General features: G+C 40.4%; 20 protein-coding genes and 2 tRNA genes. 9 read left to right on the top strand and 13 right to left on the bottom strand.

What is annotated here, in order from left to right:
* Positions 1 to 78: 78 nt before the first annotated feature.
* The 4 genes from EZJ28_RS11230 to EZJ28_RS11215 all read right to left on the bottom strand — a co-directional run bounded on the left by EZJ28_RS11230 (position 79) and on the right by EZJ28_RS11215 (position 4,689).
* Positions 79 to 2,382 (bottom strand): M1 family metallopeptidase, encoded by a 2,304-nt coding sequence (locus EZJ28_RS11230; RefSeq protein WP_131397875.1) that lies wholly within the window; start codon positions 2,380 to 2,382, stop codon positions 79 to 81.
* A gap of 64 nt (positions 2,383 to 2,446) precedes the next feature.
* Complete coding sequence (locus EZJ28_RS11225) at positions 2,447 to 2,947, bottom strand: DUF6702 family protein (RefSeq protein WP_131397873.1); 501 nt, start codon at positions 2,945 to 2,947, stop codon at positions 2,447 to 2,449.
* A gap of 110 nt (positions 2,948 to 3,057) precedes the next feature.
* Positions 3,058 to 3,882: a carboxypeptidase-like regulatory domain-containing protein gene (locus EZJ28_RS11220; protein WP_131397871.1), complete on the bottom strand. Its 825-nt coding sequence runs from the start codon at positions 3,880 to 3,882 to the stop codon at positions 3,058 to 3,060.
* Between the two features lie 27 nt (positions 3,883 to 3,909).
* The gene (locus tag EZJ28_RS11215) at positions 3,910 to 4,689 is read right to left on the bottom strand and encodes a hypothetical protein (RefSeq protein ID WP_131397869.1); all 780 of its coding nucleotides are present in this window, start codon (positions 4,687 to 4,689) and stop codon (positions 3,910 to 3,912) included.
* 114 nt (positions 4,690 to 4,803) lie between these two features.
* Between EZJ28_RS11215 and pepE the strand changes: the two genes are divergently transcribed.
* Positions 4,804 to 5,511: a dipeptidase PepE gene (pepE, locus tag EZJ28_RS11210; protein WP_131397867.1), complete on the top strand. Its 708-nt coding sequence runs from the start codon at positions 4,804 to 4,806 to the stop codon at positions 5,509 to 5,511.
* 1 nt (position 5,512) lies between these two features.
* Entirely contained in the window at positions 5,513 to 6,427 is a 915-nt protein-coding gene (locus tag EZJ28_RS11205; protein WP_131397865.1) for a glutaminase, read from the top strand.
* Between the two features lie 71 nt (positions 6,428 to 6,498).
* Here EZJ28_RS11205 and rpsT read toward each other — a convergent pair whose 3' ends face one another.
* The 4 genes from rpsT to proS form a co-directional block, all read right to left on the bottom strand.
* Positions 6,499 to 6,747, bottom strand: a complete 249-nt coding sequence (gene rpsT / locus EZJ28_RS11200) for a 30S ribosomal protein S20 (RefSeq protein ID WP_131397863.1) — start codon at positions 6,745 to 6,747, stop codon at positions 6,499 to 6,501.
* A 31-nt stretch (positions 6,748 to 6,778) separates the two neighbouring features.
* Positions 6,779 to 6,850: transfer RNA gene (locus EZJ28_RS11195), tRNA-Glu, on the bottom strand.
* A gap of 69 nt (positions 6,851 to 6,919) precedes the next feature.
* Positions 6,920 to 6,991, bottom strand: a tRNA-Glu gene (locus tag EZJ28_RS11190).
* Between the two features lie 78 nt (positions 6,992 to 7,069).
* The gene (proS, locus tag EZJ28_RS11185; RefSeq protein ID WP_131397861.1) at positions 7,070 to 8,548 is read right to left on the bottom strand and encodes a proline--tRNA ligase; all 1,479 of its coding nucleotides are present in this window, start codon (positions 8,546 to 8,548) and stop codon (positions 7,070 to 7,072) included.
* Positions 8,549 to 8,654: 106 nt separating this feature from the next.
* Here proS and EZJ28_RS11180 point away from each other — a divergent pair, with 106 nt between their 5' ends.
* Both EZJ28_RS11180 and EZJ28_RS11175 read left to right on the top strand, forming a co-directional pair.
* Positions 8,655 to 9,758: a hypothetical protein gene (locus EZJ28_RS11180; protein ID WP_131397859.1), complete on the top strand. Its 1,104-nt coding sequence runs from the start codon at positions 8,655 to 8,657 to the stop codon at positions 9,756 to 9,758.
* A 75-nt stretch (positions 9,759 to 9,833) separates the two neighbouring features.
* Positions 9,834 to 11,339 (top strand): OmpP1/FadL family transporter, encoded by a 1,506-nt coding sequence (locus EZJ28_RS11175; RefSeq protein WP_131397857.1) that lies wholly within the window; start codon positions 9,834 to 9,836, stop codon positions 11,337 to 11,339.
* Positions 11,340 to 11,414: 75 nt separating this feature from the next.
* Here the strand turns inward: EZJ28_RS11175 and EZJ28_RS11170 are convergent, their stop codons facing one another.
* Entirely contained in the window at positions 11,415 to 13,256 is a 1,842-nt protein-coding gene (locus EZJ28_RS11170; RefSeq protein WP_131397855.1) for a T9SS type B sorting domain-containing protein, read from the bottom strand.
* A 149-nt stretch (positions 13,257 to 13,405) separates the two neighbouring features.
* On the opposite strand from EZJ28_RS11170, the gene folE reads away from it, so the two are divergent.
* Genes folE through EZJ28_RS11145 form a run of 5 tightly spaced genes read left to right on the top strand, consistent with a single transcriptional unit; the run spans position 13,406 to position 17,222 of the window.
* Positions 13,406 to 14,083: a GTP cyclohydrolase I FolE gene (folE, locus tag EZJ28_RS11165; protein WP_131397853.1), complete on the top strand. Its 678-nt coding sequence runs from the start codon at positions 13,406 to 13,408 to the stop codon at positions 14,081 to 14,083.
* Between the two features lie 22 nt (positions 14,084 to 14,105).
* Positions 14,106 to 15,590: a cysteine--tRNA ligase gene (gene cysS, locus EZJ28_RS11160; RefSeq protein ID WP_131397851.1), complete on the top strand. Its 1,485-nt coding sequence runs from the start codon at positions 14,106 to 14,108 to the stop codon at positions 15,588 to 15,590.
* 10 nt (positions 15,591 to 15,600) lie between these two features.
* Positions 15,601 to 15,849 carry a membrane protein insertion efficiency factor YidD gene (gene yidD / locus EZJ28_RS11155; RefSeq protein WP_131397849.1) on the top strand — a complete coding sequence of 83 codons (249 nt, stop codon included), beginning with the start codon at positions 15,601 to 15,603 and terminating at the stop codon, positions 15,847 to 15,849.
* A 45-nt stretch (positions 15,850 to 15,894) separates the two neighbouring features.
* Positions 15,895 to 16,716 carry a prolipoprotein diacylglyceryl transferase gene (lgt, locus tag EZJ28_RS11150; RefSeq protein WP_131397847.1) on the top strand — a complete coding sequence of 274 codons (822 nt, stop codon included), beginning with the start codon at positions 15,895 to 15,897 and terminating at the stop codon, positions 16,714 to 16,716.
* Positions 16,713 to 17,222 carry a DUF192 domain-containing protein gene (locus tag EZJ28_RS11145; protein WP_131397845.1) on the top strand — a complete coding sequence of 170 codons (510 nt, stop codon included), beginning with the start codon at positions 16,713 to 16,715 and terminating at the stop codon, positions 17,220 to 17,222. The genes lgt and EZJ28_RS11145 overlap by 4 nt, the downstream gene beginning before the upstream one ends.
* Positions 17,223 to 17,298: 76 nt before the next feature.
* Here EZJ28_RS11145 and secDF read toward each other — a convergent pair whose 3' ends face one another.
* The 4 genes from secDF to gyrB form a co-directional block, all read right to left on the bottom strand.
* The gene (secDF, locus tag EZJ28_RS11140; protein ID WP_131397843.1) at positions 17,299 to 20,301 is read right to left on the bottom strand and encodes a protein translocase subunit SecDF; all 3,003 of its coding nucleotides are present in this window, start codon (positions 20,299 to 20,301) and stop codon (positions 17,299 to 17,301) included.
* A 169-nt stretch (positions 20,302 to 20,470) separates the two neighbouring features.
* Positions 20,471 to 21,397, bottom strand: coding sequence for a malate dehydrogenase (gene mdh, locus EZJ28_RS11135; protein ID WP_131397841.1), 927 nt, complete (start codon positions 21,395 to 21,397; stop codon positions 20,471 to 20,473).
* A gap of 94 nt (positions 21,398 to 21,491) precedes the next feature.
* Entirely contained in the window at positions 21,492 to 22,466 is a 975-nt protein-coding gene (locus EZJ28_RS11130; RefSeq protein WP_347562593.1) for a DUF6588 family protein, read from the bottom strand.
* Between the two features lie 119 nt (positions 22,467 to 22,585).
* On the bottom strand, positions 22,586 to 24,526 hold the full coding sequence (gyrB, locus tag EZJ28_RS11125) for a DNA topoisomerase (ATP-hydrolyzing) subunit B (RefSeq protein WP_131397837.1): 1,941 nt from the start codon (positions 24,524 to 24,526) through the stop codon (positions 22,586 to 22,588).
* Positions 24,527 to 24,557: the final 31 nt, after the last annotated feature.

The following is a 24,557-nucleotide window of genomic DNA, read 5'->3' as shown; positions in this document are numbered from 1 at the left end:
CACGCAAATATAAATACAAATCTAAGTATAAAAAAAGCCGACTCGTTAAAGTCGGCTTAAATAATTCTTGCTTATTAACTAGTCTTCAGAGTTATCCTTAAACTCTTCAAATTCGTTCTTATCTTCAGCCTTTGGCCAGCTGTTGTTATTCACATCTACATCGGCTGTTTCCAGATCAGGATCTACAACAATACTCTTAATCTCTTTATTAGAAGGAATCACCTTGCTAACTACCGCGTCGTTCTTTCTCCAGATCTGAACAGGATACGTGATCTTTTCTGAAGTACCATCAGCATAGGTAACCTCTATGATCAAAGGCATTACGAGTCCGCCTGGCTTTTCAAATACAACCTGATAAAAGTATTTAGGAGCCTTAAGGTTTTTTCTTTCCTCTTCGCTGAAGTTATCCATTATATATGCCTGAAGGGTCTGAGAATTTTCAAGTAGAGACTTTTCTTTCATATCTTCACTAAATTCCTCATCCTCTTCTGAGACCACGTACAAAGCGTCAATATCTTCCGGTGATGCTCCGTAACGTTTAAGGAATTCCCTTCCCTTTTCTGTAGGAGTATCGGTTACATAATATTTGTTTACTTCCTTAATTCCAATATCTACATTATCTGTAGTATAGAACCAGCCTCTCCAGAACCAGTCAAGGTCCACACTGGAAGCATCTTCCATGGTACGGAAGAAATCCTCGGGAGTTGGATGTTTGAACATCCACCTTTGCGAATATGTTTTGAACGCATGATCAAATAATTCACGTCCCATTACAGTCTCCCTGAGAATATTAAGTGCAGTAGCCGGTTTTCCGTATGCATTATTCCCAAGCTGATAGACCTCTTCAGGATTTGACATGATAGGCGCAATATATTCCTGATTTCCCTTCATATAAGGAACAATCTTATGAGGCTCTCCCCTTCTTGAAGGGTACTTGTCGTTAGGACGGATTGCTTCAGGATACTCTTCTCCAAACTTCTGCTCCGCAACATACTGAACAAAGGTATTTATACCTTCGTCCATCCATCCCCACTGGCGTTCGTCCGAGTTAACGATCATAGGGAAGAAATTGTGTCCGACCTCATGAATGATAACGCTGATCATCCCAAATTTCACACGATCACTATACTGCCCGTTTTCGTCTGGACGACCATAATTCCAGCAGATCATAGGATATTCCATCCCCTGGTTCTTGGCATGAACCGAAACTGCTTTATGATAAGGATACTGGAATGTATGATTTGAGTAACTCTTTAAAGTACTGGCTACAGCTCTGGTTGACCACTGCTCCCAAAGAGGATTACCTTCTTTTGGATACAATGAGACCGACATTACATTTTTACCCATAACATCGGTAGCCATCATATCAAGAATGAATTTTCTTGAGGTTGAAAAAGCAAAATCACGAACCATTTCAGCTTTATACTTCCACGTTTTCGTTTTATTAGAGAAACCTTTTTCGGCTTCTTCAGCTTCTTCCTGAGTTCTAATCACAACAGGAGCATCAAAAGATTTCTGCGCTTTTTCATAACGCTTCATCATTTCTTTGGTATAAACGTCTTTTCTGTTCTGAAGTTCCCCGGTAGCTTCCATAACATGGTCTGCAGGAACCGTAATATTCACCTCATAGTCACCAAATGGTAAAGCAAACTCTCCACTGCCCCAGAATTGCATATTTTGCCATCCTTCCACATCATTGTAAACGGCCATTCTTGGAAAGAACTGGGCAATTACGTAAGCTTTATTCCCATCTTCAGGAAAGAATTCATAACCTGAGCGCGCTCTGTTGGTCACATGGTTGTTGATATTGTAGGACCATTTTATATCGAAGGTAAAGCTCTCACCAGATTTCAGTGGTTGAGCTAAATGTATACGCATCATGGTTTGATGAATGGTATACTTTAAAGGAGATCCCTCTTTAGAAACTTCCTTAATATTGAAGCCTCCATCAAAAGGTTCTTCAAGGTACTGGCTTGCAAAACCTCCTGGTGTAGCCACAGGTGCCATTCCATCGCCATCTTTTTGAAGAGATGGAGAATCCTTTTTACGAATGTTTTGATCTAACTGAACCCATAGATACTCAAGATCCTGAGGAGAATTATTATGGTAGGTAATGCTTTCCTCTCCGGTTAGTACTGAATTCTTATCATCCAGAACTATATCCATCTTATAATCGGCTTCGTTCTGGTAGTAGGCCGGTCCGGGTGCTCCCGAAGCGGTTCGGTATTGGTTTGGAGTGGCAAACTCCATATACATCTGCCTGAATTTGTTTTGGTTTGTGTGTCCTTCCTGCCGTGTTTCCTTTTGTTCAGTTTCCTGGGCCGATAAGCCTGCAAAAACGAACATTAAGAACACAGAGCATAACAAATTTAATCTCTTCATTTATATAGTTTTAATTTAAGAATTGCTAAAAATAAATATTTTCTCCTGCCTACAAAGTGGCTTTTTAAAAAGATATGGTTTTACTCCCATTAGCTTTCATCAACAGCATGCTTTCAATAACATCGTCTTTCTTTACATGTACGATATTCTTTTGTGCATCAAAAAGGTCAGTAAGGATGAGATTTTCAACCCTTATCTTTTTGAAATCCTCCACCTCTGGAGCTTCAATGAAAAGGACGATCTGATCTGCATCAAATTTACTTCCTACAAAATCCAGTTCTGTAGATTTCCCATCTACTGATATTTGTAGCTTCTGGCTTACATAACGAGCCATAATATCCTTATGGGTTTTCAGATCGTTTTCATAAGACAGACTGATGGCCTGCCCATAGCGTTTACTTAGAACATTCTCGAAATCATCAATAAATACACGAGCAACAATCTGAAGGGCTTTATCTTCCCGGTCATATTCCACCTCGGTCACACTTAGATAAGTTTCGTGTTCGCCGGCTGAAAAAGATGTTAAAAATATAAAAGCAAATAAAAGAGCAAGGGTCTTTTTCATATTCATTTTTAATACTTTGGAACAAATATTAAACCAAAGAAGGCTTACAAGCCGATTATTGGTCGTTAGACTTGTAAAATTTCTAAAGGTTTAAAAATTCTCTGAAGAATTTATCCGGGAATCTGGTTTTTACCATTCAGAAGTTCGCCTCTTCTCTTTTTGAATTCGTCTATCTTATCCTGAAAATATTCGATCAAAACAAGAGCATTACTGTTGATCACAAGATTTTTAAAACGAGGAGCATCTTCAGTACAGAAATAAACAAAATTACAGATCTCATTTTCGGCCAGTCCAAGATCTTCCCTGAAGAATCTATGACCTACGATCTGTATGCTCTTATTAGCGATCTGCCGCGGAGTATAGAAAGGAACGGGCTTTTTATCATTCGCCAGTTTATCGATCACGGCACCGGCAATCTTATCCAGACGCACTCCTCCATTTGCGACAGGTTTCACATATGGATTCTGTTCTCTGTCTTTGGCAATGATCGTATTAAGATCGGTTTGGAGCTTATATTTGCGTTCAAATTCTGTTGTTGAGATCTTTCCGATATCATTTGCCAGGTAGCCTGAAAGTTTAATATCGTCAACGATCACTTCTGCCAGTTCGTTTATCTTATCATAAAGGACTATGGTAATATTTCCAGCTTCCATCATTTCCCGTGTAACCACTGTGGTGCTGTTTTCGAATTGCACTGAAGAGATATACAGGCTGTCATTTTCCCTGGCCATGATCTGAAAATTCCCTTCTGCATCCGTTACCGAACCTTTTTCCAGATTTAAGTTTATCACATGGATCTTTTCCAGATCTCCATTCATGGCTTCCACTTTTCCTTCCAGTACCGTTGTTTGCTGGGCCATTAATTGAAATCCGAATAAGAAAATACACACAGTACTGGAAACTAATTTCAATTGATGTTTAAAAGATAATTTCACTAAGAAAGTTTTAAATAGATGATATTACTAATTTATTCCCCGCCATTTCATGAACGATTCTACTTTAGATTTAAAAAGATCGATCATTTCCAGATTGCTTTCAGAAGCCAGTAATATAGAGAAATTCCGGTCCCCGGCACAATAAAACAGAAAATTTACAACCTCTGTTCCAGGAATCTCAAGTTCCGACTCAAAAAAATCTCTTCCAAACCTATCTAAAACATTATTCACAGATGCCGATAATTCATCATTGGCTTTGACCTTTTTCAGCATTTTTATTTTCCCGTTGAAAGTATTCAACAAAAGATCTAAAGGGATTCCTCCCGGCGATGTGGTGGCAGTGTATAATTTTCTTTCAGTTTGTGTCAGGCCTTTTTTAGCATATGGAATACCAAATTCCGTACGATCAAAAATGTCAATTCTGGCAACATCCTTATCCAGAACACCACTTAGTTTCAGGTCGCTAATTCTTACCTCGTCAAGTTCATTTGTGGCTAAAAACAACCTGATTTGAATCTCACCTACATCAAAATGTTCTTGTTTAACCCTGATTATTCTATTCTGAAACTGAACCGATGAAAACAAAATACTGTCATTCGGCTGAACACGGATATAAAATCTCCCAGTTTCATTACTGGTCGTCCCCTCTTTAAGATTAAGGTTAACTATATGAATATTGGATGCCGGAATACTATCTGTAATAATATGGCCTTGAAGAACCTTTAATTCCTGGGAAGCCACAGAAAAGTGGATGAACAGGAAAACAAAGCATAAAAGCAGCGAGCCGGGATAATGGTCTTTAATCAATAGAATCGGGTTGGTATCGGTATATTACTAACGAAAGAATTTAAGATTTCGCGTCTTTACACACTGCAGACTTTCCTTTACGCAGCGGTTTCCATAAATTTACCAAAAAAGATCATGATGCACGCGATACTTGCAAGTACTTCAACCTTATACGCACAGGATTACCTGGAATATTTGATCCCACATCTTCCTGAACTTTATAAAGGAATAGATGAAATACTGTTTATTCCCTATGCGAGACCGGGAGGTATAAGCCATGAGGAATATACCGCAAAGGCTTCTGAAGCGTTTTTAAAAGCCGGAATAAAAGTAAAAGGAATTCATGAATTTAAAGATCATGCCCAGGCAGTTAAGGATGCTAAAGGAATATTTACAGGAGGCGGAAATACCTTTCTTCTGGTTTCGGAATTATACAGGAATAAGGTGATGAATGTATTGAAGGAAGTGGTACAGAATAGCACTCCTTATATGGGAACAAGCGCAGGCACCAATATTGGTGGTTTAAGCATGCAAACGACCAACGATATGCCTATCGTGTACCCGCCCTCTTTTAAAACCCTTGGCTTGATTCCTTTTAATATAAATCCACACTACCTGGATCCCGATCCCGATTCCCAACACAAGGGAGAGACAAGGGAGACAAGGATAAAGGAATTTCATGGTCTCAATTCGCAACCGGTCATCGGCCTGCGCGAGGGTAGCTGGCTTGAATTAAAGGATAATAAAGTTACGTTAAAAGGGGAGCTACAGGCGAGAATTTTTAAAAAGGATAAAGTACCTTACGAATTAGAAACAGGAGCCGATCTAAGCGATTTGAATTAATATGGACTATAAGAAAATTCTCAATACCATTTATGAAGAAATGAGTTACAGGGACGTAAATGGTAAGGTTGCCTCTTACATCCCTGAACTGGCCAAAATAGACCGTAAAAAATTCGGAATGCATGTGTATTGCGGGGATCGGCAACACTTTTGCTTTGGCGACAGCAACGAGAATTTTTCCATACAGAGTATTTCCAAAGTATTCACCCTGGCCATGGCCATGAGATTGATGGGGGAAGATCTTTGGGACCGTGTTTCGGTGGAACCCTCCGGTGACCCTTTCAACAGCCTTACCCAGCTGGAATACGAGCACGGCATCCCAAGAAATCCTTTTATTAATGCTGGCGCCCTGGTGATCTCTGACATTCTTGTAGATCAACTTAATGATCCAAAACAGGAGCTTTTAGATTTTGTAAGGAAGATAACCGGTGAGCCAGACATTAAATACGATGAAAAGGTTGCGGCTTCTGAAAAAGCTACTGGCTACCGGAATGTAGCCCTTGTAAATTACATTAAAGCCCTTGGCAATATTAAATGCGATGTTGAACCTATTGTGGATTTCTATTTTTACCAGTGTTCCCTTGCTATGAACTGTAAAGACCTGGCAAAGGCTTTCATGATATTTGCCAATAAAGGAAAGATACTAAAGACCGGAGAAGAAATATTGAAACCGAAGACGGTGAAAAGGATCAATGCTCTAATGCAAACCTGCGGTTTTTATGATGAAGCGGGAGAATTCAGCTTTCAGGTTGGATTACCAGGAAAAAGTGGTGTTGGCGGTGGAATTGTAGCCATACATCCCGACAACTATTCGGTGGCCGTATGGAGTCCCATCTTAAATGAAAAGGGAAATTCTGAACTGGGAATGAAAGCCCTGGAAAGATTTACTACCCTTACGGGAGTATCGGTATTCTGATATGGTTAGAAACAAAAAAATGCCTTCCGTTCAACGGAAAGCATTCTTTTATAAATTGAACACTGCTAAAATTAAAGTGCTGCGACGTGCTTAGTCAAATTTGACTTTAGGTTAGCAGCTTTATTATCGTGAATAATATTATTCTTAGCCAATTTGTCGATCATAGAAATCACAGAAGGCAACATTCCCTCAGCCTCTTTCTTGTCGGCTTCACGCAATTTTTTGATCGCGTTTCTTGTAGTTTTGTGCTGGTAGCGATTTCTTAGACGTTTAGTCTCATTGCTACGAATCCTCTTCAACGCTGACTTATGATTTGCCATTTCAATTGTTATTTAAAAAGTTCTTTAAAAGTAGTCCGTAGGGGAATCGAACCCCTGTTACCAGGATGAAAACCTGGCGTCCTAACCCCTAGACGAACGGACCATAATCTATTTCAAAATGCAACTCAAACTGTTGCTTTAAACGAACACTTTTTCTCAGTGTTTCTCTTCGTAGTCCGTAGGGGAATCGAACCCCTGTTACCAGGATGAAAACCTGGCGTCCTAACCCCTAGACGAACGGACCATTTTTGTTTCAAATGCGGATGCAAAAATACAACTATTTTTCAATGCCGCAAATGTTGACCAAAATTTTTTAAAATTTTTAATAGGCCTTTGCAAAAAGGACCCTTCCCTCGGAAGGTTCCCCAGTAAGCACACAGGCTCCCGCCTCTTCCTTCCTGTTAAAAGGAATACATCTTATGGTAGCTTTGGTAAGTTCCTTTATCTTATTTTCAGTCTCCGGAGTCCCATCCCAATGTGCTGAAATGAAACCTCCTTTTTCTTTCAATACTTTTTTAAATTCATCAAAAGAATCAACTTCAGTAATATGCTCGTCCCTGAATGATTTTGCTTTGTTAAAAAGAGTTTCCTGTATCTCGGTCATCAAGCCCTGAACTTTACCCACAACTTCTTCCCTTTTTACGAATTCCTTGGTCAGAGTATCTCTTCTTGCAAGCTCAACCGTTCCTTTTTCAAGATCTTTTGGACCCAATGCTAATCTCACCGGCACACCTTTCAGTTCATATTCTGCAAATTTCCATCCAGGCTTCTGCGTATCACGGTCATCATATTTCACAGATATTCCAACCGCTCTAAGATCGTTAACCAGTTTATTGGCAACTTCCGAAATCTGCGCCAACTGCTCCTCTTCCTTGTAGATAGGCACGATAACCACCTGTATTGGCGCCAATTTTGGTGGCAAAACCAAACCATTATCGTCGCTATGAGTCATAATTAGAGCACCCATCAATCGAGTTGAAACACCCCAGGAAGTAGCCCAAACATGTTCCAGGCCGCCTTCTTTAGTAGCAAATTTCACATCAAAAGCTTTGGCAAAATTTTGCCCTAGAAAATGTGAGGTTCCGGCCTGCAAAGCCTTACCATCCTGCATCAGAGCCTCTATACAATAAGTTTCAAGAGCACCTGCAAAACGTTCATTCTCGGTCTTGCTCCCTTTTACAACAGGAATTGCCATGAATGTTTCTGCAAATTCAGCATAGATATCATTCATAAGTTCGGTTTCCTGCATCGCCTCCTCTTTTGTAGCATGCGCCGTATGCCCTTCCTGCCAGAGAAATTCGGCAGTTCTAAGGAACAATCGGGTCCTCATCTCCCATCTTACCACATTGGCCCACTGGTTTATCTTTATTGGAAGATCCCGGTACGACTGAATCCAATTTTTATAAGTATTCCAGATAATAGCTTCAGAAGTAGGCCTTACCACAAGTTCCTCTTCAAGCTTGGCCTCAGGGTCTACCATCAGCTTACCCTCCTTATCGGGATCATTTTTCAGACGATAATGAGTTACCACAGCACATTCCTTGGCAAAGCCTTCCGCATTCTTCTCTTCAGCCTCAAATAGACTTTTAGGAACGAATAACGGAAAATAGGCATTTTCGTGACCAGTTTCTTTGAACATTCTGTCCAGTTCGGCCTGCATTTTTTCCCAGATAGCAAACCCATAAGGCTTAATCACCATACAGCCTCTTACAGCAGAGTTTTCAGCCAGATCAGCCCTGACTACCAACTCATTGTACCACCTAGAATAATCGTCGCTTCGCTTCGTTAGATTCTTACCCATTTCTTGTTATTTGGCATAAAACTTGTAACTTATAATACGTATTCGTACTAACCGTTCGGGCAAAACTAACTATTTTTAGCATGCCCAACAATAAAAAGAATTACCAATGAGATTTTATTATTACTTACGAAATAATCTGAACCTCCTGTTTATACCGGTGGTTCTCTTCGCTATGGTTTCCTGTGGTTCTTACCAGTATTCTGGTTATGAAGCTGACGGAATCTATGGTGAGTCCCGACCAGGTATCTGGGAAAAGGAAGAACCACAAACCACAGAGGTCAGACCAAATAATAATAACAGTTACTATAAAAATCTTTTCGCTCAGCAGTCAGAAATGTACGGTGAGATATTGGAAAGCGATGTATTTACTGACGTAGAGAGCTACACTTCCAATGATGGTTATGAAAATTACAATGATGTTGGAGGTGACGTGGCTTATGTTGGCGGAAATGCTCCGTGGGGAGATGATCCGGACACCTATACGATAAATATATATAACGATGGATTTTATTCTCCATGGCGTTATGGATGGGCCTATGGTTATCCATACTCCTATTATGGTGGCTGGTATGACCCATGGTACAATCCATACTGGTACGGACCGTACTGGCGTCACGGATATTGGGGAGGTCCTGTAGCATATGGATATGGATATGGATCTTACTGGAGCATAGGCTTTGGTTTTGGCCACCCTTATTACGGAGGATATTATAGCCCGTATTACCGTCATTACTATGGCAACCATCATTACCCATATCGCTATAATGATCGTATAGCTTACAACCAGGGAAGAAGAAATTCAAGTCCTTATTATAGTGATGGTGATTCCCGCAGAAATACTTCCGCCAGAAGTTCTTACTCAAGGAGTATAAGAGAAATAAGAAATTCCCGTTCTTCAGATTACGGAACTTCGAGGGTAAGAAGTTCTGCAAATAACAATACCGAGCAGAGAGTTTATACAAGAACAAGTCGCAGAACTGAATCTTCAAGGTCTTACGAGCCAAATAGAAGCAGAAGCAGTTCTCCGGTCTATCAACGTTCTTCTCAAAGCAACAACAGGACGTATAGATCATCTACCCCAACTTCAAGAAGAAGTAGCTCATCCACGAGATCTTCAACTATTCGAAGTTCAAGCAGCTCAAGTAGGGGCTCTGGAACCACCCGTAGTTCAGGAAGCTCCACAAGAGGTAATGGCCGTGGCGGTCTATAATATAGAATACAGTCAACAATTAACCTTACAGGGGAAATCCTGTAAGGTTTTTTTATAAACGAAAATCAATTGAACATGAAAAGAATATTATCACTATTAGTAATTTTTACGGCTATAGGTTCTATTCACGCACAGGACCTCAAGGACGCCTACCGGTATTCTTCGGGTGAACTATCAGGAACCGCGAGATTCGTAGGGATGAGTGGGGCATTTGGCGCTCTGGGTGGAGATCTTTCTGCTATATCACTTAACCCCGCCTCTTCGGCTGTTTTTCTTTCCAGCAATGCTTCTATCAGTTTAGGATACAGAAGTATGGATAATAATATAAGGTACCACAATGGAACTTCAGTAAGCGAAAACTCCGAATTCGACCTGGGTAATATTGGAGGAGTTTTTGTTTTCACAAGCAATGGAGATAGTGACTGGAAAAAATTTTCCCTGGGAATTAACTACAATTCCACTTCTATTTATGATGAAAATTATGTTGTAAGAGGGACCTCGTCAAATTCTATAGACCAGTATTTCCTTGATTATGCCAACGGCATTGATCTGGATCTTCTGCAACTTAGAGATGATGAAAGTATCTCGGACCTATATTCTTTTTTAGGAGAAAATTACGGATTCCCTGTGCAGCAGGCATTCCTGGGTTACCAGGGATATATTATAGAAGCAGAAACTGATGACCCTGCAAATACCGATTATTTTTCTCTCATTGGACCCGGAAATTTTGACCAGCGATATAACTATGCGGCTACAGGACTCAATGGTAAGCTTACTTTTAATGTAGCTACCCAGTACAAGGATTTCCTCTACCTGGGATTAAATCTAAATACACATTTCATCAATTACGAGAATTCAACTGAACTTAGCGAATTTAACAATAACGCTGGCAGCGAAACCACTGAGGTTTACTTTGGAAATAACCTAAGCACGAATGGAGATGGATTCTCTTTCCAACTGGGAGGAATAGCGAAAATAAATGAAAATCTCCGTCTTGGACTCACCTATGATTCTCCTGTATGGTACGACATCAGAGAAGAAACCACACAATATCTTGAAACGAACAGCTCTTTGGACGAGTTCGTGAGCGTTGTTCCTAACATTATAAATGTTTATCCAGAATACCGACTTCAAACCCCTTCTAAATTAACAGGAAGTATTGCTTATCTCTTCGGAAAACAAGGACTAATAAGTTTTGATTACGGCAGAAAGTATTACTCAAACATGAAATTCAAGCCAGAAAGTGATCCGGATTTTCAAAATTTAAACGCCAGCATCTCTGAGAATATGAAGGCCGCCTCCACCTATAAGATCGGGGGAGAATACAGAATTTCCAATTTCAGTCTTAGAGCTGGCTATAGATTTGAGGAAAGCCCGTTTGAAAACAGTAGCCGTGGAGGCGACCTTACTGGATATACCGGTGGTTTAGGCTATAATTTTGGAAGTGTGAATATTGATCTGGCCTACAGCATGGCGAACTACGAAGAAAATATGCCAATTTTAAACACCGGACTTACCGACCCAATAAATTTTGACCGCGACCTTTCCCGGGTGGTACTTTCAGTAAGTTTCGGATTATAGGATTAATAAACTTAAGACTGTCTAAAAAATCGAAGATTTGTCTCGATAGCCATCCGGATCTCTTTTTAGACAGTCTTATCTTTTCAGGGTGAAATTTGACATGTACACCTGATTTTCACCTGTCTTTTGATCTATAAACTCCACTTTAAACCAGTAGTCATCAGACGGTAGATCTTTCCCATTATAGGTTCCGTCCCATCCTTTTCCTGTGCGCGGATCCAACTGACTAATAAGCTTGCCATAGCGATCAAAAACATACAGTTTTTGTATTCTAATTTCATTATTGCTTATCAGATTCCATGTGTCGTTATACCCATCGGAATTAGGAGTAAAAAACCGAGGATATCCCACCAGAAAAAAACTTTCACTAGTAGTTTCACCACAACCATTGATCTCGCGCACCGTAATCGTATGGCTTCCGGGAGGAACCTGATCAAACACACTCGCTTCCTGCCAGTTAGCATTGTCCAGCCTGTATTCAAAACCAGCATATTCTTCCCCGATCACACCCTCAGTATTTGCTGTAACCCTATACCCCTCTCCAAAATCGGAGCCGGAAATTGAAATAGACACAGATTCCGCACTTGAAACTTGGACGGGAATGGTGTTAAAATCCCTTTCACAGCCAGAAGAAGGGTGACTTACTTTTAGACTGATTAATCCTGTTATAGGAAAATTATTCAGACTAAGAATGGCATCTGTACCAATCACATTAGTTCCATCACTCCATTCGTAGGTGTAATCAGGACCAAGATCAATACCCAGGCTAACTGGACCAGTAAGATCAGCATTTCCTTCTATACAAAAAATGGTAGTTTCAGGCAGCTGGTATTCAGGAAAATCAAAAGTTTTAAGCTCAAAATCCTCAATATCAGACAGGCACCCGCTTTCTATATGTTCTACCCTGGCATATACCAATGCACCAACTTGAAAGGGATATGTAGAAGGCTGAACGACAGGCTCATTATTCTCAGCATCCTCTGCACTCTTAAAATAAAGAACTCTATAATCGGCTGGATTCCCATTAGGAGCTATTAATTGCTGTGCAGTTTCGGTAAGATCTATAACCTGCGTGTCTTCGGTACAGAGAGAAAGCCCTGACACCTCCCCGATTTTGGTCTCCTCATAAAAAGTTATCGTAACATCATCCTGATCGCTACTCTCCCCAACCAGGTCTTTTACCACTAATCGGTAATCACCAGACTCCGTCACAGTTAAAAATGGCCCATCTTCTCCCGGGATTTGTTCATATTGCGAAGCATTCTCATCAAAAACATACCACTCATAGATCTCAGCTTCATCTGTGGTTCCATCCAGAATATATTCATCCTCTCCACAAACAGCTATAAAATCGCCCAGGTCACTATCCAGGATTGAACAATCTGTTGAACCACCATTGGTATTCGTCTGCTCCAGACTTATAAAGCCTGGTTTCATCTGAAAATTTGTGATGACCACCACATATATATCATTAGCCAACGCACCGGGAATGGTCATAGTCTCTACGGCATTCGCGAGATAACTACAGTCTACCCGATTTGCTGCACTCAAAGAGTTCGCATTACAAAACTCTTCCCCCCGCTCAAATGGACCCCAAACAACGAAATCTACATCCAGAGCAGCACCACTTCCATCTTCATTTTGAAACTGGGAGATCCTGAAAATAAGATCACCATCCTCCTCTACCTGTAAAAAGAACCATGATGGATAGAACTGCTCTTCCAGACAACCATAATCAGGGCCTTCTTCTCCACTTATTTGGTTACTGTTAGTCTCATTGGAATTAGGAAAGGTAAGTCTTTCGGTTCCAGCACAAAAAGGTTCAATATCTGCACAAAATGCTCCCTGTCCATAAATTGAATTTATGGTAAACCAACTTAAAAGCAGGCTCATAATTAGCGTGTGAAGTACCTTCATTAAGATTTTCCTAGATAAATCTATGCAAATTATGAAATATAAAACATATCTGGCTTATTGCCATATTGATTTTAGGTTCTGCTAAAACCTTATAAATATGTATCTTTGCAAGCCAATACGGTTTAAACCGACTATTATTGCAAAAAAGCATGAAAGTAGATAAGATATTGAATGAAATAGAAGAGATGGGTGATGCCCATGCCGCTAGCAGTGCCAAGACACCATTAAGAGAAGATGCTTTCGAACTTAGCGACAGTGAGAAGATTGATCTTATTAAGGAAGATGTGAGACATATAATGGAAACTCTCGGACTCGACCTTACTGACGATAGCTTGAAAGGCACTCCCCAAAGGGTCGCCAAAATGTTTGTAAGCGAGGTATTTTCAGGTCTTCATCCAAAAAGAAAGCCAAAAGCCTCCACCTTTGAAAACAAATATAAATACGGGGAGATGCTGGTAGAGAAGAATATCACTGTTTACTCCACCTGTGAGCACCACTTACTCCCAATAGTGGGAAAAGCCCATGTAGCCTATATTTCCAATGGGACCGTTGTAGGTCTTTCCAAGATGAACAGGATCGTAGATTATTATGCAAAAAGGCCCCAGGTACAGGAAAGGATGACCATGCAAATAGTGCACGAACTTCAGAACGTACTGGGCACCCTGGATGTTGCCTGTGTGATAGACGCGAAACATCTATGCGTGAACAGTCGTGGAATTCGCGATATTGAGAGCAGCACGGTTACCAGTGAATTTGGCGGAGCCTTTAAACAAAAAGAAATTAGAAGAGAATTTCTCGATTATATTAAATTAGACACTTCGTTCTAATAATTCAAAATACTTTACTTACATGGCGCTATACCAGGAACAAAGCCTGAAACTTTATAATTCCATGACGGGTGAAAAAGAAGTTTTCACCCCGATCAATGAAGGACATGTGGGAATGTATGTCTGCGGCCCAACCGTATACAGCAATGTACATCTGGGAAACTGCCGTACATTCATTTCATTTGACCTGGTTTTCAGGTACCTTAAACACCTTGGATATAAAGTTCGTTATGTAAGAAATATTACCGATGCCGGACACCTGGAAAATGATGCCGACAGCGGGGAGGACAGGATCGCGAAGAAAGCGAGGCTGGAACAGATAGAACCCATGGAAGTTGTGCAAAAATACACGGTAGATTTCCATAATATACTTCAGAAATTCAACAACCTTCCTCCAAGCATTGAACCCACTGCCACCGGTCATATCGTTGAGCAAATAGAGATCATCAAAACCATTCTGGAAAATGGATATGCCTATGAAGCTAACGGATCGGTATATTTTGATGTATTGAAGTTTAACAAGGACCACTCTTATGGAAAGCTTAGCGGAAGGGCTATTGAGGACATGATAGCAAACACCCGGGAGCTTACAGCCCAGAGTGACAAACGAAACCCTCAGGATTTTGCCCTCTGGAAGAAAGCGGAACCGCAACATATTATGCGCTGGCCTTCACCATGGAGTGACGGTTTTCCGGGATGGCACCTGGAATGTACGGTGATGAGCACAAAATATCTTGGAGAAGAATTCGATATTCACGGAGGAGGTATGGACCTCAAATTTCCACATCATGAATGTGAAATTGCCCAGGGAGAAGCTGCTACAGGCAAATCTCCTGTAAACTACTGGCTCCATGCTAACATGCTTACCCTTAATGGTAAGAAAATGGCTAAAAGCACCGGTAATTTTATCCTTCCAGAACAGATCTTCACCGGCGAGAATGATATACTTACAAAAGCCTTTTCTCCCAATGTGGTTAGATTCTTTATTCTGCAGGCACATTACCGTAGTATCCTTGATTTTTCGAGCGAAGCCTTACTTGGAAGTGAAAAAGGATTCAATCGACTTATGGACGCTTATCATTCCATTGATGAACTACCTGTTTCCGAAAAAACCGGTTTTGATCTGAATGAATGGAAACAGTCCTGCTATGATGCAATGAACGATGATTTTAACAGTCCTATCCTCATAGCGAAACTCTTCGATGCTGTTAAAACAATCAATAACATCAAGGAAGGCACTCTTCATATTTCAGAAAAAGACAAAGAGGAACTTAAGGAAAGTATGAATTCTTTTATGTTTGACATCCTTGGTCTGGCTGACGCTGCCTCAGAAAATGAAAATGATGAGAACAAACTTGCCGGAACGATAGAGCTACTAATAAAACTGAGGACTGAAGCCCGGAACAATAAAAACTTTGCTTTAAGCGATCAGATAAGAGACCAGTTGCTAGATCTGGGTATTCAATTGAAGGACGGGAAAGAAGGAACCACCTACTCCGTTAAATGACAATTCTGTTATGCTGAACCGAAGCTTAAGTAAAATATTAACCGGCACAGTTCAGTTCTACAAGAAGTTCATTTCCCCCCTCACGCCTGCTTCATGCAGGTATGAGCCCACCTGTTCCACTTATATGATCGAAGCCATAAAAATTCATGGCCCATTCAAAGGGACATGGCTGGGTATAAAAAGAATAGCCCGGTGCAATCCATGGGGAGGATGCGGTTATGACCCGGTACCGGGAAAATCGGATACCAAATCTGCCTAAAGAATAGGCAAATATGTATATTTACGCCTAAACAAAACATTCAACATGCTTATAAATGCCATTCGCTGGAATCCGTCGGAAGGACTGGATCTGGGAATTCTCACCATACACTATTACAGCCTCATGTTCTTAATCGCCTTTGGTCTTGGCTGGTATATTATGAAAAGTATTTATACACGGGAAGGAATAGAGATCGAAAAGCTGGATTCCTTATTTATTTATACCGTCATCGCGACTCTTGTAGGAGCACGACTAGGTCATGTGATTTTCTATGACTGGGAGTATTTTCAAAATCACCTTCTTGAGATTTTCCTGCCGGTAAGATTTGAACCCGAATTCGAATTCACAGGATTCAGAGGACTTGCCAGTCACGGGGCTGCAATAGGTATTATTGTAGCCATGTATCTTTATTCAAAACGCATCCTAAATAAACCCGTACTATGGATCCTGGACCGCATAGTTATACCTGTGGCCAGTGGCGCTATCTTTGTAAGGATCGGGAATTTTATCAATTCCGAGATCATAGGAAAACCAACTGGTTCCGACTATGGGGTTATTTTCGAAAAGCTTGGAGAGGACTTCCCTCGTCACCCTGCCCAGTTATATGAATCGGCCTGTTATCTGGCTATATTCCTCATATTATGGTTCATTTACTGGAAGACAGAAAAACGCTTCAAATTGGGCTATATATTCGGTCTGTTTTTAGTCCTGTTATGGACAGTTCGGTTTTTCGTTGAGTTCATCAAAGAACCACAGGTTGAAGAAAGAGCCACCTGGTTATTAAATACCGGACAATGGTTAAGCGTACCTTTTGTTCTGGCCGGACTTTATTTTATGTACAGACCTTCCAAAAGGAGAACCGTATGAAAAGGCAGATCATAAGTCTAGCATCATTGTCCCTCCTTCTATGCATTTCTTTTACCGCTTGCAAAGAAGAAGAGGACAAGGTAAAGTCAATTGAAACAGAACCTATATCTTTTAAAAAGGAAGGTGAGCTTTATCTAATAAGATCTACAGGAGACACAATTAATAAACTGGATATAGAATTGGCTGAAAGTGATTATGAGCATGAGACAGGTCTTATGTACCGCGAAGCAATGGAAAATTCCCAGGGCATGCTTTTTATCTACCGGGACGAGAAAGTGAGAAATTTCTACATGAAAAACACCTATTTCCCTCTGGATATCATCTATTATGATGCAGATAGCAGTCTGGTAAGTATACAGGCTAATGCGACCCCCAGAAGTGAAAATACACTCTCTTCTGAACTTCCTGCCCAATTTGTACTTGAGGTAAATGCAGGACTTTCTAATGAGTGGACTTTAGAGAAAGGTGATAAGTTTAGTTTTTACCGAACGGAGTCCGAAGAATAAATTTCTTTATCTATCGAAAAATAAAAAAGGCTTTCCATCTGGAAAGCCTTTTTCAATTATAATTATCTAACTGAGATTAAGCCGTAGCAGCTTCTTCAGTCTGAGGTTTCTTTTTCTTTTCGATTGAAGATTTCTTCTTCACACTATCAAACATTACCGGGGTAGCGATGAATAAGGAAGAATAAGTACCTACAATCACACCTACTATAAGTGCAAACATGAATCCTCTGATGCTCTCCCCTCCAAAGATGAAGATAGCAAGCAAAACCACAAGCGTAGTAAGCGAGGTGTTCACTGTTCTGCTTATTGTACTGTTAAGTGCAGAATTTACAATCTTATCAAACGACCATGAGGTATGTTCATTCACATATTCCCTGATACGGTCAAATACAACCACCGTATCGTTCAGTGAGTAACCAATCACCGTTAGGATAGCCGCAATAAATGCCTGATCTATCTCCATGTTAAATGGCATTACTTTATAAAGCAGTGAGAAGATTCCAAGCACTACAAGAACATCATGGAATACCGCGGCAACAGCACCTAAACTAAATTGCCATTTACGGAAACGCAACAGGATATAAAGGAATACCACGATCAATGATCCAAGAACTGCCCAGAAAGAAGCATTCTTAATATCATCTGCGATAGTAGCACCTACTTTCATAGACTGCATGATTCCTACAGTTTTATCATCTGAACCATCAACAAATTCGTTATACGTAATTTCCGCAGGCAAATAAGGTTTAAGGGATTCGAAAAGCGACTGCTGAATCTCTTCATCAACTTCAGCTCCTTCTTCATCTACTTTATATTTAGTAGTGATCTTTAGCTGATTATCAGGCCCAAAAGTCTTAGCTTCAGCACTACCAAATGTAGCAACAAGATCGCTCTGAACATCTGTTGGATTAACATCATCGGCAAATCTAACAGTATAAGTTCTACCTCCAACGAAGTCAACACCTTCGTTAAGACCTTGAGTAAACAAGGATCCAAGGCTGATCACGATAAATAATCCTGAAACTATATAAGCAACTTTCCTTTTCTTCAGGAAGTCGATATTCATATTTGTGAACAGGTTCTTCGTGATTGATGTAGAGAAATCAAGTGATTTACCTTTCTTTCCGTACCCGTCAATAAACAATCTGGTTATAAATATTGCTGTAAATAGAGAGGTAGCAATACCAATCAATAATGTAGTGGCAAATCCTTTAATAGGACCTGTACCAAGAACAAAAAGTATAAGACCTGTAAGCCCGGTAGTGATATTCGCATCAAGAATTGACGATAATGCATTATTGAAACCATCTTTAATCGCGTCTCTTTGAATCTTGCCTTTCGCAAGTTCTTCCTTGATCCTTTCAAAGATAAGAACGTTCGCATCAACGGACATACCTATGGTAAGCACGATACCCGCAATACCAGGCAGCGTAAGTACTGCACCAAGTCCGGCAAGAATTCCGAAGATGAAAAGAATATTTACAACAAGGGCGATATCTGCAAAGATACCCGCCTTACCATAATAGAATATCATCCAGATAAGTACCAGTATAAGAGCTATAACGAAAGAATTGATACCGCTATCGATAGCTTCCTGACCTAGAGAAGGTCCAACTACTTCACTCTGAATAATATCTGCGGAAGCAGGAAGCTTACCTGCTCTTAAAACATTGGCCAAATCCTGACCTTCAGTAATACTGAAATCTCCTGTAATCTCGCTTCTACCTCCCGAGATAGGACCACTGGATACTCCTGGTGCAGAATAAACGATATTATCAAGAACGATCGCGATCTGGCTTTGTTCATTATACGCCTTCTCTGTCATATCTTCCCAGATCTTCGCTCCGGTTCCATCCATCTGCATGCTCACAGCAATACGCCCAAGCTGATCATAGGTTTGCTGAGCATCTGTAATCACACTTCCGCTAAGTGGAGGCTCCATATTACGGTTACCTTTCAAAGCATATAATGCAGAAGTTTGTGTATCTTCATCCGGAACACCCCAAACGAATTTGGCATATCTTAATTCTGAAGGAAGTAAAGAACGGATCTGAGGTCTGGTAATGTAATCCATCACCTTTGCAGTATCCTGAACTTTAAAAGTAGCCAGTACAGGACCTCCCTGATAACCCGGAGAGACGATTAGATCGAAAATAGGATTATTTCCTGTCTCTACCTGTGTAGTATCTTCTGCATCTGCTAAAAGCTCATCAATTTCACTATCTCCGGAAGTTTCGGTTGTGTCTACCTCTTCTTCTGAAGCAGCTTCTTCTGAACGTTGCATTTCGGCAAGTCTGTTATTAGCCTGAACAAGGAAGTTTCCTAATTCATTACTCTTATAAACGTGCCAGAATTCCAACTGAGCCGTACTCTGTAAAAGGTTCTTAACCCTACTGATATCTTTAGCTCCAGGAAGTTCAACAAGAATTCTTCCTGAATTTCCTAAACGTTGAATATTTGGTTGAGTAACCCCAAACTTATCGATACGTTTTCTTAATACTTCAAAAGCAGAAGTAATAGACTCATCAATCTTTCTTCTAATGATCGGTTCAACCTCTTCATTTGTCATGTTGAAGTTGATCTCGTCACTTAGTGTCTTATTTGCAAAAATATCGGGAGATGCCAGTTGAGCATTCGGGATATTATTGAAGGCTTCAAAGAAAAGATCTACATAGTTTTCCTGACTATCAGTCTGGGCGGCATCGGCTTCAGCTATAGCCTTTCTAAAAGCCGGATCTTTAGAATCATTCGCAAGACCGCTTAAGATATCCTTGACCGATATCTGGAGAATCACATTAATTCCTCCTTTAAGATCAAGACCTTTATTCAGCTCTTTATCTTTTGCATTATTATAGGTTATCCCTGCGATCACCTCTTCATTCCCGATAGAATCCAGGTACCTGGCCTCGGCCTCATCACGCAGTCTCGAATAATCTTCTACATCTTCCCCTATTCTCTGAACCGCAAATTCCTCAGCTTCATCTTCAACATTATTGGTTATAAACGTGAAAGACAGCTGATAAAGACATACCAGCCCAAATAAAATTGCAAAAACTTTAATCAGTCCTTTATTCTGCATTATTCCTCAAATTATTGATTATAGGTCTATTTTAAAAACGGACAAATATAGGACTTCATAATTCAAATCCCAATATTTTTTTTTGGATAATTTTAACTTTTAACTACATTAAAAAAGCCACAAAAACTGTGGCTTTTCAATGTATGATGACTGGTATTTTTTAAAAAAACTAAACGTCAAGCAAACCGTTGGTTTTTTTCACACCTTCGGCACTCTCTTTCATCTTAGCTTTCTCTGCATCATCCAGTTGTAATTCCACAATTTTCTCAAGGCCGTCCTTTCCAAGAATGGCCGGCACTCCAATACAGATATCGTTCAATCCATATTCACCTTCTAAAAGAGCTGAACAAGGGAACATCTTTTTCTGGTCACATGCAATAGCCTGAACTAATCCAGATACCGCAGCACCCGGAGCATACCACGCACTGGTTCCAAGAAGCTTGGTAAGCGTTGCTCCACCAACTTTTGTGTCTTCTGAAACCTGGTTCAGTCTTTCTTCCGAAAGGAATGCTTTCACAGGAACACTGTTTCTTGTGGCTAATCTGGTTAGTGGCACCATTCCGGTATCACTATGGCCGCCGATAACCATCCCATCTACATCTGAAGGAGGGCATTCAAGAGCCTCACTCAGTCTGTATTTAAAACGGGCACTATCCAAAGCACCACCCATTCCGATAATCTTATTCTTAGGAAGACCGGTAGTTTTATGCACTAAATAGGTCATGGTATCCATAGGGTTACTCACTACTATGAGAGTAACGTTAGGAGAATGCTTGATAAGGTTTGAAGAAACCTCCTTTACGATCCCGGCATTAATCCCAATGAGTTCCTCACGGGTCATCCCAGGTTTACGCGGAATACCACTTGTAATAACCGCGATATCAGAATTTGCAGTTTTAGAGTAATCATTCGTACTTCCTGTAATTTTGGTATCGAAGCCGTTAAGAGTAGCCGTTTGCATAAGATCCATGGCTTTACCTTCAGCGTAACCTTCCTTGATATCAAGAAGAACTACTTCAGAGGCAAAATTTTTGATGGCAACATATTCAGCGCAGCTGGCACCAACGGCACCCGCTCCTACTATGGTAACTTTCATATTAGATTATTATTTAATTTCTATTAGTACTGATTGCGAAATTACAAATAATGAGGCAGTAATAATAATAAGTAAGGATTAAATAGGCTCTTCTCTAAAGAATGAAATGAAGCCCCAAATTCAGGTTTACAAATTTTCCCGCAGTAGCCATAGTGCTGATCTTAAATCTATCGAAATAAAGATTAAAACCTATATCTCCTTTGAATTGCGCCTCTTTATCGTTTAGAGTAGCCATTTGAGAATTAACAAAAGGTAAGGCCACCCCGGTACCTCCAAATTCATATTCAAAATCTGACTGAGCAACTCCTAAAGCTCCAAAAATCTCGAAATTCTCATATTTTTTCGATGCCATAACTTCAGCCATCCATACCCCGGCACTCACATCAATAAGATTCAGATTCACGAGATTCGGAACGCTGATCTGCTCAAACTCATATTTAACATCAAATATATTATAGGATAGTATACCAGCTAACTGAAGATCTTCTTCATTATTAAATCTAAAATACTGACTAAAATTATGTTTTAAGCCTATTCCATATGTACTGAACTTAGATCCATCAACCTCCAATTCAGGCAAAAGCCGGACACCGATCTCAGTATCAAAAGGCAGTCCTACGGAAACCTGAGCAAACGGATATATCAAAGCTCCTTTATCAACACCCTGAATAGCTTCAAAAGAAAAATCATTTCCCTGAAAACTTCCATTAAACACCACTTCCGAATCACCTCCAAAGGCAGTAGGTACAACAGCTGAAGCCACCCCTTCATTTATACTCAAATTTTTAAAGACTCCAGCATTAATTGTGAACTCCTTTTTACTACTTGGAACGAACAGACCGTTGCCATGAACTGACACATCTACATCCCATTCATCAAGAGCTCTTGCTGAGGTAAACCAGCCTGCTGTGCCCTGATACGCTGTACTTTCTGACGCCGGAGTTGCAAATCCCTTCGCAATATGCAATAAATCATCCACTATTTCCTGACCCTCTGGGGGTACTTGCCCTAACATATTTGACACAGAAAATATAAAGGCAGGTAAAATAAAAATTTTGAAGTTCTTCACAATGATTTGGATTTAGTTGAGATAAAAATACTAAAATAAAATTCTCAGTATTTATTGGAACGTAAAAAACCCACACTTATTTGGTGTGGGTCTTTTTCTAATAATTATGTTGCTTTTAATTATGCATCGATATTGGCATATTTCGCATTCTTCTCGATGAACTCCCTTCTTGGAGGAACCTCATCTCCCATCAGCATAGAGAAGATCCTATCAGCTTCTCCACCATTATCAATATTCACCTGTCTTAATTTACGATATTCAGGATCCATGGTCGTATCCCATAATTGCTCAGCATTCATCTCCCCAAGACCTTTATAACGCTGTATCTGAACACCTCCGCTATATTCGGCCGCGATTTCATCGCGCTCTTTTTCATTCCAGGCATAACGCTTCTTACTTCCTTTCTTAACAAGATAAAGAGGTGGAGTTGCGATATAAATATGACCATTCTCGATCAATTCCCTCATATAACGGAAGAAGAACGTCAAAATAAGAGTTTCAATATGACTACCATCCACATCGGCATCACACATAATCACAATCTTATGGTAACGTAATTTTTCAAGATTCAGAGCTTTACTATCCTCTTCGGTACCAATGGTAACCCCAAGAGCAGTATAGATATTCTTGATCTCTTCATTATCAAACACCTTGTGCGACATCGCCTTTTCAACGTTCAGGATCTTACCTCTCAACGGAAGGATAGCCTGAAATTTACGATCACGCCCCTGTTTGGCAGTTCCGCCTGCCGAGTCCCCCTCTACAAGGAAGACCTCACATTGAGTAGGATCCTGCTCGGAGCAATCTGATAATTTCCCAGGAAGGCCACCAACACTCATGGCGGTTTTACGCTGAACCATTTCACGGGCTTTTTTCGCAGCATTTCTAGCCTGCGCAGCGAGTATAACTTTTTGAACGATGGTCTTGGCATCGTTCGGATTCTCTTCAAGATAATTCTCCAGCATCTCAGAAACTGCCTGAGAAACTGCGGAAGTCACTTCCCTGTTACCAAGTTTTGTTTTGGTCTGACCTTCAAATTGAGGTTCAGCAACCTTTACTGAAATAATTGCCGTAAGTCCTTCCCGGAAATCATCTCCGGTAATCTCAAATTTCACCTTATCAAGTAATCCTGAAGCATCCGCATATTTCTTAAGGGTGGTGGTAAGACCTCTTCTGAACCCTGAAAGATGAGTACCTCCTTCATGGGTATTGATATTGTTCACATAAGAGTGAAGGTTCTCATTAAAAGAAGTATTATAAACCATTGCCACCTCAACAGGAATATCATTTTTCTCACCTTCCATCGAGATAACATCAGCGATGATAGGCTCCCTGTTTCCATCAAGGAATCTTATAAATTCCTTTAAACCTTCTTCAGAATAGAATTTCTCATGCACAAACTCACCGTCATCCTCAGTTCTTCTCTTATCGGTTAAGTAAATTGAAATACCCCTGTTCAAAAATGCCAGTTCCCGCATCCTGCTCGCAAGAGTATCATAACTATATTCCAGGGTTTGCTGGAAGATACTCGGATCAGGCTTAAAAGTAACTACTGTACCACTTAGATCGGTCTCTCCAACCGGCTTAACAGGGTATAAAGGTTTCCCTATCTCATATTCCTGCTCCCATATCTGATTATCACGGTAAACCGTAGCCTTCAGATGTGTAGAAAGCGCATTCACACAGCTCACACCAACACCATGGAGACCTCCTGAAACCTTATAGGAATCCTTATCAAATTTACCTCCCGCACCAATTTTCGTCATTACTACTTCCAGGGCAGAAACACCTTCCTTTTTATGAAGGTCTATAGGAATTCCCCTACCATTATCCTCTACGGTAATGGAGTTATCTTCATTAATAGTAACTTTTATAGAATCACAATGTCCTGCAAGGGCTTCATCGATAGAGTTATCAACAACTTCATACACCAGGTGATGCAAACCTCTCACGCCCGTATCACCAATATACATGGAGGGTCTCATGCGCACATGTTCCATCCCCTCCAGCGCCTGAATACTGTCGGCTGAATAATTATGTTTCTTAGCTTCTTCGCTCATATAATATGCTAATTAATTCGTCTCTTTTGGA

Source organism: Gramella sp. KN1008, from assembly GCF_004332155.1.
Classification (GTDB): domain Bacteria; phylum Bacteroidota; class Bacteroidia; order Flavobacteriales; family Flavobacteriaceae; genus Christiangramia.
The sequence above is the reverse complement of the archived record's forward strand: the minus strand, read 5'-3'. Positions and strand labels throughout refer to the sequence as shown.